This is a genomic window from Methanocalculus sp. (genome assembly GCF_030651615.1).
Lineage (GTDB): Archaea > Halobacteriota > Methanomicrobia > Methanomicrobiales > Methanocorpusculaceae > Methanocalculus.
Map to the genome: position 1 here is coordinate 1 of NZ_JAUSCG010000064.1, position 10,300 is coordinate 10,300.

The window sequence follows — 10,300 nt, forward strand, 5'->3', positions numbered from 1 at the left end:
TCTTTGGAGTGAAGAGAGCCAGAGATGGAGATATGGCTTCTCCCTTCGCCTGAGCCATGCCTCTTCAGCAGCTCCTGCCGCCTCATCGTACCGCTGACAGGCCATGAGGGCCTCGATATACCCCGGATTCTCAGAACCTTCAGGGAAGGTGCGCCTGTACAGGGCAATTGCTTCCTCTCCTTCTGATATGGTAATGAGTGACCGCATCAGGGCGAGTGCATCATTCTTCTCCCTGCTGATACGAACAAGTGCCTTCTGGATCGGGATCGCCGCCCGATAATCTTCTCTCTCGGTGAAGAACTCAGCATACCGCCTGAGTGCAGGTGCATATCCCGGATCAAGGCGTACAGCTTCAGAATACTCAGCAGCCGCCCGATCATCTTCACGGAGCCTGAGCACCTCGGCAAGTCCGAAATGGAGCTTTGATGATCCCGGCATCACCCGGATGAGATCGCGAAAAGCCGCTTCCGCATCGGCTAACCTTCCGAGGGCAAGGAGGTTATCTGCTGTAAGGATTTCAAAGACTACATCCTCTCTACCAGAACAGAGTGCAAGTGACTCTTCATATGCTCCTGCTTCATAGAGGAGGAATGCCTGCCGGATCGGATCATCCTGTTCACCATTTATCATCGTAAAAACCTGATGCAGAGGAGTCCGGTGAGCATCGCGACGGTATCACTCATACGAACCCGTGATCCGCCGCGATCACTCCAGATTATCGGCTCCTCACATATCACAAATCCCGCCGTCTCTGCTCTCCAGAGAAGCTCGACATCAAATTCAAATCCGGTAGCAGAGACACTATCAAGTACCTGCTCCACAACCTCACGCCGGAAGGCTTTTGCACCGCACTGAGTATCAGCATATGAAAGGCCGAAGAGGAGACGGATGATCAGATTGAAGACCCTGCTCTGTATCCTGCGGGTGAGTCCCTGTCTGATCGGAATCGTTGCGCCGGCTATCCACCGTGAGCCGATCACCCCGTCATACCGTTCAAGTCCGTTAAAGATCTTTTTCATCTCAGAAACGCTCGTTGACCCATCGGCATCGAAAAATCCGATGTAATCTCTTGTGGCGGCCTTCATGCCCCTTGATATGCCGCCTCCTTTTCCGAGCCGCTCTGTGAATGAAAGACAGCAGATATCCCGGTTGGGATGAGCTCTGATGAACTCAAGAACTATCTCACGGGTTCTGTCATCACCATCCGCAACAATGATCACCTCGCCATCAAATAAGAGGAGGGTGGGGAGAAGCTCTGCTATCCTCTCCTCCTCATTGTATGCCGGTATGATGAGGCTGCAGTCTGTATCCGTGACCTGTGGCATGGTTTACTGCTTTAATACGGTGATGATTGCTTCTCCAAAGGCTTCTGCTGCCACTGGCCCGTTTGCAGTGATGATCCTGCCATCAACGGCGACAGGTTCGTTCACAATGACCGCTCCGCTCGTCTTCATCGCATGTGTCGATGCAGGACTCGAAAAGACCGTCACCTTCTTCCCCTTCAGAATCCCTGCCATCGCAAGAACAACCGGTGAGAGGCAGATTGCGGCAACGACTTTCCCACTATCATAGAAATCTCGCACAAGCCCGATCAGCTCCTGGCTGTTCCAGAAGAAGTCCTGTGATCCGATCCCGCCGATGATGACGATTCCATCATAGTCAGAAATGGCAGCATCTTCAAACGTGATCGTCGCGTCGATCCGATCACCAATCATCCCTAAACATTCGCCGGTTTTTGTTGACCCGATGACGGTTTCGATCCCCTGGGATGCAAAGATCTTCATCGGTTCAATCAGTTCCTCATCACGGAACCGTTCAGGTGCTACAGCTATCAGGAGTTTCATGTAGTATGATATCGGAAACAAAGCCATTAAGAGTTTTCACAAGATGCATCTCACCGTAAACGTGATCCATACGCTCCATACAAAGTGGCGGCAATGGATATACCGATGATGAGGACGAGAATTGGGATCATGACAGAGAGATTGTGATTGCTCACTTCATCGATAAAAGTGACTCCAAAGGCGATTGCAAGGCAGGAGAGTCCCGATCCGGCAATGATGCAGACCAATGCGGAACGCGGTTCAATCCCGAGCAGTCTGCTGAGGATCGTTCCGTTGATTGCCCCTGACCCCTGCAGTGGGAAGAAGATGAAGAGGAAGAGGCCGAATAATGAGAACCGGGAGATCCATCTGTGCCTGCCGAGGAGTGTCTGCATCCCATCTGAACAGCGTATAAAGATTTGCCCAAAGAATGGAATCTTGTAGAGATAATGGAAATTAAGAGTAATAAAGAGGGCAGATGCTATGTCGATGATCAAAATGGCCGAGCAGATCATCCACCATGGATATCCGAGAATGATGCCGAACGGAATGATCGACTCCTTCCCTGCTGGCGGAATGATATATGCGACGAGCAGTGTGAGGAAAAGTGACACCTCCTCATGCGGAAGCATGAGGGCGAGAAGTGTAATAAGTGGCAGAGAAAGGATAAAAGGAAAGATGAGATAAAATACCTTGGTTTTGACAAGCTCCTCATTCTTATTGCCTTCATCCTGAGGAAAGGAGGTGATCTGCATAAGATATCTCCTCTGTCATACTCGATGATAAGCCGGTGGTACTCTGCTTATCAGATAAAGAGCCTTCCTCATCTTTTTCACCCGATATCAGGACCAAATAATATGCCGCGCAGTCTTCAGAGGTATTTTATGAGGATCAGCCGGTCTTCACCCGGGCCGAAGTACGCCTCTTCAAAGGAGTCATCAGAAAATCCAAGTGAGTGGTAGAGGGGCAATGCCGAATGGTTCTTCGGTGAGACCGAGAGAAGAACCTCTTCAACACCATACTCTTTCAACTCTTCGATCAGCCGCATTAATAACTGCCTCCCGATCCCTCTCCTCCGGTGTTCTTCACTCACTGCAAGACGAAGTACCCATGCTCTCTTTGGTGACTTCATCAACACCGATCCGATGGTATAGCCGGTGATATCACCATCTGTTTCTGAGACGAAGAATGATGACTCTGTCAGAACCTGCATCTGCCTGATGAAGACGGCGGCTCCGTATACCGATCCCGAACTCTTCATCTCAAGTCCGACAATGCTGTCGAAATCCCCGGATATAAAGGTGCGTATGGTTGCCATAAAAAAAAGAGGGGGTGTTACTCCCGCCTTGAGGCGAGGAGAACTGCTGCAATACCGGCGATCGCTGCAAAGGTCGTCAGAATGGAGACCGGAGACTTTGTCGGAGTCGGCTGGACCGGCTGAAGTGTTGCATGGAGTTTCACCGTCTCACCCTGTGCCGGGTAGTCGGTAATCTGGCCGGTGAAGTCTGAGTAGCCGTTCATCGAGACACGGTAGGTGTTGTAGGGTGTACCTGTGGTATACACCTGGACGGTCAGTTCACCGTTTGCGATCGTTCCTTTGAAGTCGCTGTCAAAGTAGACTGAGGCACCGTTGACATTTGCATAGACAGTATAGTAGCCGATGCTCCCTCCGATTGGGGGAGCAGGCTCTGCCGATTGCAGTGTCGCATACAGGTCAACAACCTCACCTTTTGCGGGGAACTGGGTGATCGCACCTGAATAGGTGGTGTATCCGTCCTTCTGCACCATGAAGTTCGTCACCGGGGTGCCGGTGGTATAGTACTCGATGTAGAGTTCGCCATTGGTGGTCTGTCCCTGGTACTCTCCGCCAAAGTAGACGTTTGCGTCATCGACATTGCTATGGACCAGATACCATGCTTTGTCCCCGCCGACCATCGCTGATGCGGCAGGAAGGATCACCGCAATTGCGATGATAAGTGCCATGAAGTGTTTCAGAGAAACCATGTAAATACCTCATCTTTTGAAGGTTTGTGATCAGTTATAAAGTCTATCATCGAAATGCTTAAGCCCAACCGATGGAACTCATAATCGATGGAATATTTAAAACGCCTGAAAGAAGACTCCGATCAGGCCAACCCCTTCTTTAAGATGATGGGTGTGTCGGTCCTCTCGTTTGGTGAAGGAAGGTCGGAACTGTCTATGGAAATTCAGCCCACGATGCAGAACGGAGTCGGTTGGCTACAGGGTGGTCTCTTCGTTGCTCTTGCCGATGAGGCGATGGCACTTGCACTCTACACCCTCCTGACAGAAGGTGAGGGGATCGCCACCATCTCAGAATCGACCAGTTTCCTGCGTGGTGTCCGGGATGGTACTATCATTGCGCGCGGATGGGTTATCCGGCGTGGACGGAGAGTCGCCTTTCTTGAAGGAGAGGTGAGGAGAGGTGACGGATCTGAAGAGCTCCTTGCCAGGACGACCGCATCGTTTGCGATCGTATCCAGTCATTGAAGGCATCTCATTCCACCAGACCATAACCGGATGCGAAGGGTATTAGTTTTATAAATTAGACGGATCTTATGCGGGGTTCAGTGTGAAATATATTGTTGTTACCGGAGGGGTGATGAGTGGTCTTGGAAAAGGGATCACCGCCGCCTCAATAGGACGTATCCTGAAGAACAGAGGATACATTGTGACTGCGGTCAAGATCGATCCGTACCTGAACATTGACGCGGGTACGATGAATCCTGCACAGCATGGTGAGGTCTTTGTCCTCAGAGACGGGGCAGAGGTCGATCTCGATCTCGGTAACTATGAACGGTTCATGGATATCGAGGTTACTTCAGCACATAATATTACAACCGGAAAGATCTACCGGACCGTGATCGATAAAGAGCGGCACGGAGATTATCTCGGAGAGACTGTTCAGATAATTCCGCATATCACCGATATGATCAAAAACCAGATCCGATCTGCGGCTCTCAACTGGAGAAGCAGCGAAGGCCCGGCAGACGTCTGTATCGTCGAAGTGGGGGGGACTGTCGGTGATATTGAGAGTATGCCGTTTTTAGAAGCGGTCCGGCAGATGCATGGAGAGTCTGAACCCGGTGATTTCATCCTGGTTCATGTCACCCTCGTTCCGGCAGATACGATGGGGGATCTCAAGACAAAACCGACACAGCATTCAGTCAAAGCATTACGAGAGCTTGGACTCTATCCTGATGTCATCGTCGGGAGGAGCGATCTCCCGATCGGAGCACATACCAAGAAGAAGATATCGGCCTTCTGTGATGTTCCGCAACGGGCGGTCATCAGCGCAACGACCGCTCCGGATACCTATCATGTACCGATGGAACTGGAGAAGGAGGGGCTTGCTGAAGTCCTCACCGAGTTCCTCCGGCTTGAGGTGCATACACCATCCAACGACTGGTACCGGCTTGTTACAAAGGAGTATACAAGCAGGATCACCGTTGCCATCGTGACGAAGTACGGTGTTGAGGATGTCTATATGAGCATCAAGGAGGCGCTGAAGCATGCCGGCCGCTCCCTATCGACTGAGGTGAATATCAGGTGGATGGATGCGGAGAACTGTGATGACACTATCCTCTCTGAAGTGGATGGCATCCTTATTCCGGGCGGCTTTGGGACACGGGGGATCGAAGGGAAGATACAGGCGATCCGGTGTGCCCGTGAGAAGAAGATACCGCTCATCGGTCTCTGCCTCGGCTTTCAGCTTGCTGTTGTTGAGTTTGCCCGGCATGTAGCAGGGATTCCCGATGCAATAAGTGCAGAGATGGGACCTGGAACCCATGTCATCAAGATCCTCCCTGAGCAGGAGGGTGAGACCGATCTCGGTGGAACGATGCGGCTTGGAGATTTCCCTGTCATGATCACTCCGGGAACCCTTGCAGATGAAATCTATCAGGGTGCATCAGAGATCACCGAGCGGCACCGCCACAGATACGAGGTAAATCCTGACTGTATCGAGATCCTTGAAGATAAAGGACTCATATTCTCAGGCAAAAACGGGAACCGGATGGAGATACTCGAGATCAAAGACCATCCGTTCTTCTTTGCGACTCAGTTCCATCCAGAGTTCCGCTCACGGCCAACCCGTCCATCCCCACCGTTCCTTGGGTTTGTAGCGGCATGTAAAGCAGAGAAGAAGACATCATAGAGGTGACAATAATGGTAAATGCACAAAAATTCATCGAAGAAGCAGTTGAAGAGATAAAAAAGAGCGTTGGAGATGGACATGTTGTCATGGCACTCTCCGGTGGTGTCGACAGTTCGGTCTGTGCAGCTCTTGCCGCACGGGCAATCGGTGATCGCCTCATTCCGATCTATGTCGATACCGGCCTGATGAGAAAGGGAGAGAGTGCACGGATAAAACAGCTCTTCGGATCGATCAACCTCAAGACCGTTGATGCTGCGGCTGAGTTCTTTGCTTCACTCAAAGGGATCATCGATCCCGAAGAGAAGAGGAAGGCGATCGGAGAGCGTTTCATCCGGATCTTTGAGCATGAAGCAAAGGAGACGGGGGCAGAGTATCTTCTTCAGGGAACGATCTATCCTGACCGGATCGAGAGCGAAGGGGGTATCAAGAGCCATCATAACGTCGGCGGGATGCCCCTTGATATCAAGTTCAAAGGGGTCATCGAACCTCTCAGGGACCTCTATAAAGACGAGGTCAGGGTGGTTGCGGGAGCACTTGGTCTTCCTCCTGAGATCCAGCACAGAATGCCGTTCCCGGGCCCCGGCCTTGCGGTCAGGGTGCTTGGAGAGGTAACCCCGGAGAAGGTTGCCATCGTCCGTGAGGCGAACTATATCGTTGAGGATGAGCTGATCGAGACCTACTCTCCCTGGCAGTGTTTTGCCGCCCTCATCGGTCTTGGGACCGGTGTGAAAGGTGATGTCAGGCTTCATGGCTGGATCGTATCCGTACGTGCGGTAAACTCCCGCGATGGTATGACCGCTGATCCCCTCAGACTACCATATGAGACACTTGAGCGGATTGCATCACGTATCACCTCCGAGATCCCCGGTGTTGCCAGAGTCGTCTATGATGTCACCGGAAAGCCCCCGGCAACAATTGAATATGAGTGATACTTATGAGTGATTACCGGAGCCTTGACGCTCAATACTTTATGCCTGCCTTCTCCCGGACGATGATGATCCGGCGTGGAAAGGGATGTACGGTATGGGATGATGATGGTAAGGAGTACCTTGATCTCGTCGCAGGTATTGCCGTCTGCAGTACCGGACACTGCCATGACCATGTGGTTTCAGCAATCTGCCGCCAGGCACATGAGCTGATCCACTGTTCGAACCTCTACTATGTCCCCGGACAGGCAGAGTTTGCAGAGCGGCTCGCAAAGCTCACCCAGCTCTCCACGATCTTCTGTTCAAACTCGGGTGCAGAGGCAAACGATGCAGCACTGAAACTTGCACGCCTTGCTACAAAGCGCAATGAAGCGGTCGCCTTCACTCATGGATTCCATGGCAGAACGATCGGATCGCTTGCAGTGACACATAAACCAGCAATTCGTGAGCCGTTTGGACCACTTGAACCAAAGTGCAGCTTTGTAGAATATGGAGATCTCGATGGACTGAGGGCCACTGTCAACTCGAGTACCGCTGCAGTACTCCTTGAGCCGATACAGGGTGAGGCCGGGGTTATTATTCCCCCTGAAGGATTCATCGAGGGTGTACGCGAGATCTGTGACGAGAAGGGTGCACTCCTCATCGCCGACGAGGTGCAGACCGGTATGGGCAGGACAGGCACCTGGCTTGCGATGCACCAGACGAAGGTGATGCCGGATATCGTCTCACTTGCAAAAGGGATCGGATCAGGATTTCCGATGGGGGCTATCGCGGCGCGGGATGGCCTTGCATTTAAGAAGAGCGAGCATGGAAGCACCTTTGCAGGTGGACCGCTTGCGATGGCTGCTGCAATGGCCACAATCGATGTCATTGAACCGATCCTTCCCGGCATTGCTGCAAAGGGTGAACGTTTCGCCTCGAAGCTTGCGAAATGGAATCCACGTGTCCGCGGCCTGATGATCGGTATTTCGGTGGGTGAACAGTGTCCACGTGTGCAGAGCCGGTGTGCCGAGCTTGGTGTACTCGTCAACTGTGCCGGAGATGGAAACCTCCGGCTGGTCCCACCACTCATCATCTCCGACGCCGAGATCGACCGTGCAGCAGGAGTCGTCAATGAAGTCCTCACTGAGGTCCTTAATTAGACCCTGCTTTCTGGAGGGTGGATATCGGTTTGCCGGGAAGGCAGAGGATATCGCTGCACGGTTTGGGTTTGAACAGGTCGCACGGCTTGCCTCAAACGAAAACCCATCTCCTCCATCCGCAGATGCACTAGCGAAGGCATACGAGGCACTCCTCTCTGGAAACCGGTACCCGGATACGACCCATGATGCACTCATTGCACAATTGCAGTCGGTTCATGGCCAGTATCCCGTGGTTACCGGGGCAGGTATGGATGGTGTTATTGAGACGGTCGTCCGGACGATCATCTCACCACTTGACCGGGTCGTCATCTCGACACCCACCTTCTCATTTTATGATCTTGCAGTCAAAGCACAGGGTGGAATCATTGAACATATCCAACGTTTGGAAGACTATACAGTCGATAGAGATGCATTCATCGAATCTGCATGGGATGCAAAACTCTCCTTCATCTGTTCGCCGAACAACCCGACCGGCACAGTGACCTCACCTGATGATATTGCTGCTATCCTTGAGGAGATCAAGGGTATCCTCTTCCTCGACAATGCATATGTTGAGTTCTCTGGCGTTGATTACCTCCCGCTCCTTGATAGATATGAGAACCTGATAATCGGCCGGACGATGTCGAAGGTGTATGGGCTTGCAGGACTCCGGGTCGGCTATGCCTTTGTACCGGACTGGTATCTGCCGTACTACACCCGTGCCGCAACGCCGTTTGCTCTGAATGCCGTATCTGCGGCGGCAGCTGTCGGGGCACTCAATGATCTCTCCTATGCAGATCGGTTCATTGCTCATGTCAGGCGATGGAGAGAGAGATTTGTTCTGGAGATCCCCTACCCGGTTGCTCCGAGCGGTGCAAATTTTGTACTCGTCGATATGAGCCCATATACCGGCAGAGAGGCAGCTGATGCCCTTGCCAGAAAAGGTGTTCTGGTCAGGTCATGTGAGAGTTTCCCCGGACTTGGCGAGACCTTCATCAGGGTTTCCATCGGTGAAGACTGGGAATGCGAACGGTTCGTTTTGGCGGTCGCGTCACTATGATGGTTGGCTTAACCGGTGTTCCCGGTTCCGGAAAGACGACTGTTGCAGACATCCTCGAAGAGAGGGGTATCCGTGTTATTCGAATAAACGATACCATCACCCCCTATATTCTTGGTGAAGATCCGGATCGCGATACAAAAATTATCAATGAAGAACTGTGGGCAGATGAGTTTCAAATTATTGATGGTGTTGTTGAAGGGCATCTCGCTCATCTCCTCCCCTGTGATCGGATTATTATCCTCAGGTGTAATCCTGATATCATCATCGACAGGTTAATCAGACGTGGTTACTCCTCTGAAAAGGCAAAAGAGAACGCCCTTGCCGAAGCACTTGACACTGTCCTCATCGAGAGCCTGGAATCATTTGATCCAGAAGTGATTTATGAGTTCGAGACGACAGATATCGATAGTACTGTCGTTGCCGATTATGTTCAGGATGTCCTGATGGATAGAGGCACCCCGTCTTATGGTCACTGCGACTGGTCAGACTATCTCCTTTCATACATGCCATGACTCTCGATCAATTCCGTCCTCATATCAATGGAATCGTAACCCCTGTTGCCAGGTTCTCGATACGTCTCGGTCTCACTCCGAACACTTCGACAGTCATAGCTCTTCTTGCAGCAATTGCCGCAGGGACCGCCTTCTGGTATCGTGAGATAGGGTTTGGTGTCCTGTTTGTTGCGATAAACGCCTTCTTTGATGCAATAGACGGAGCTATTGCGAGAGAAATGGGATCAGCTGGTGTAACAGGGGATTTTCTTGATCATGTCCTTGACCGGTATGCAGATATATTCATCATCGTCGGGATCTTTGCCGGAGGTTTTACCTCATGGGAGGTCGGTGTCTTTGCACTCACCGGTGTGCTGATGTCATCGTACCTCGGTACACAGGCACAGGCGGTAGGAGTCGGCAGGTACTATGGCGGACTCCTCGGGCGGGCAGACCGGCTGGTTCTGATCCTCTTTGCAGGAATATGTGATATCGTGATCCCGACAGGACTCTTCTCCTGGACATACCTTGGAATCATGCTCCTCCTCTTCGGTTTCCTCGGTCATATCACCGCGATTCAGCGGTTCCGTCATGTCTGGGGGGAACTGAACCGTTCTCAGTGATCATCGCCTGATAGATGGCGATGATCTGACGGACCTCCTCGCGGGTCCTCTCTTTAATGGTGTTGATCTGGCCGTTATCGAT

Annotated in this window: 13 protein-coding genes; 7 read left to right on the forward strand and 6 right to left on the reverse strand. The window is 51.9% G+C overall.

Features of this window, described 5'->3' with window-relative positions; genetic code table 11:
• The 6 genes from Q7V06_RS02605 to Q7V06_RS02630 all read right to left on the reverse strand — a co-directional run.
• Positions 1-630: hypothetical protein (locus tag Q7V06_RS02605; protein WP_304837643.1), on the reverse strand; the 630-nt coding region annotated here is incomplete at its 3' end.
• Positions 627-1,325 carry a dolichyl-phosphate beta-glucosyltransferase gene (locus Q7V06_RS02610; RefSeq protein ID WP_304837646.1) on the reverse strand — a complete coding sequence of 233 codons (699 nt, stop codon included), beginning with the start codon at positions 1,323-1,325 and terminating at the stop codon, positions 627-629. The genes Q7V06_RS02610 and Q7V06_RS02605, both read right to left, overlap by 4 nt.
• 3 nt (positions 1,326-1,328) lie before the next feature.
• Positions 1,329-1,844 carry a DJ-1/PfpI family protein gene (locus Q7V06_RS02615; protein ID WP_304837649.1) on the reverse strand — a complete coding sequence of 172 codons (516 nt, stop codon included), beginning with the start codon at positions 1,842-1,844 and terminating at the stop codon, positions 1,329-1,331.
• A gap of 50 nt (positions 1,845-1,894) precedes the next feature.
• Positions 1,895-2,578 carry a small multi-drug export protein gene (locus Q7V06_RS02620; RefSeq protein ID WP_304837651.1) on the reverse strand — a complete coding sequence of 228 codons (684 nt, stop codon included), beginning with the start codon at positions 2,576-2,578 and terminating at the stop codon, positions 1,895-1,897.
• 116 nt (positions 2,579-2,694) lie between these two features.
• Positions 2,695-3,141, reverse strand: a complete 447-nt coding sequence (locus Q7V06_RS02625) for a GNAT family N-acetyltransferase (RefSeq protein WP_304837654.1) — start codon at positions 3,139-3,141, stop codon at positions 2,695-2,697.
• A 17-nt stretch (positions 3,142-3,158) separates the two neighbouring features.
• On the reverse strand, positions 3,159-3,827 hold the full coding sequence (locus Q7V06_RS02630; RefSeq protein WP_304837657.1) for a PEGA domain-containing protein: 669 nt from the start codon (positions 3,825-3,827) through the stop codon (positions 3,159-3,161).
• A gap of 87 nt (positions 3,828-3,914) precedes the next feature.
• On the opposite strand from Q7V06_RS02630, the gene Q7V06_RS02635 reads away from it, so the two are divergent.
• From Q7V06_RS02635 to Q7V06_RS02665, 7 genes are all read left to right on the forward strand, one after another.
• Complete coding sequence (locus Q7V06_RS02635; RefSeq protein WP_304837660.1) at positions 3,915-4,331, forward strand: PaaI family thioesterase; 417 nt, start codon at positions 3,915-3,917, stop codon at positions 4,329-4,331.
• An 82-nt stretch (positions 4,332-4,413) separates the two neighbouring features.
• On the forward strand, positions 4,414-5,997 hold the full coding sequence (gene pyrG, locus Q7V06_RS02640) for a glutamine hydrolyzing CTP synthase (RefSeq protein ID WP_304837663.1): 1,584 nt from the start codon (positions 4,414-4,416) through the stop codon (positions 5,995-5,997).
• An 11-nt stretch (positions 5,998-6,008) separates the two neighbouring features.
• On the forward strand, positions 6,009-6,926 hold the full coding sequence (gene guaA, locus Q7V06_RS02645) for a glutamine-hydrolyzing GMP synthase (protein WP_304837666.1): 918 nt from the start codon (positions 6,009-6,011) through the stop codon (positions 6,924-6,926).
• A 5-nt stretch (positions 6,927-6,931) separates the two neighbouring features.
• Positions 6,932-8,065 carry an aspartate aminotransferase family protein gene (locus Q7V06_RS02650; RefSeq protein WP_304837669.1) on the forward strand — a complete coding sequence of 378 codons (1,134 nt, stop codon included), beginning with the start codon at positions 6,932-6,934 and terminating at the stop codon, positions 8,063-8,065.
• Positions 8,037-9,104, forward strand: a complete 1,068-nt coding sequence (locus Q7V06_RS02655; RefSeq protein WP_304837672.1) for a histidinol-phosphate transaminase — start codon at positions 8,037-8,039, stop codon at positions 9,102-9,104. Before Q7V06_RS02650 ends, Q7V06_RS02655 begins: the two co-directional genes overlap by 29 nt.
• Positions 9,101-9,616 (forward strand): adenylate kinase family protein, encoded by a 516-nt coding sequence (locus Q7V06_RS02660; RefSeq protein WP_304837675.1) that lies wholly within the window; start codon positions 9,101-9,103, stop codon positions 9,614-9,616. The genes Q7V06_RS02655 and Q7V06_RS02660 overlap by 4 nt, the downstream gene beginning before the upstream one ends.
• Positions 9,613-10,218 carry a CDP-alcohol phosphatidyltransferase family protein gene (locus Q7V06_RS02665; protein WP_304837679.1) on the forward strand — a complete coding sequence of 202 codons (606 nt, stop codon included), beginning with the start codon at positions 9,613-9,615 and terminating at the stop codon, positions 10,216-10,218. The genes Q7V06_RS02660 and Q7V06_RS02665 overlap by 4 nt, the downstream gene beginning before the upstream one ends.
• Positions 10,219-10,300: the final 82 nt, after the last annotated feature.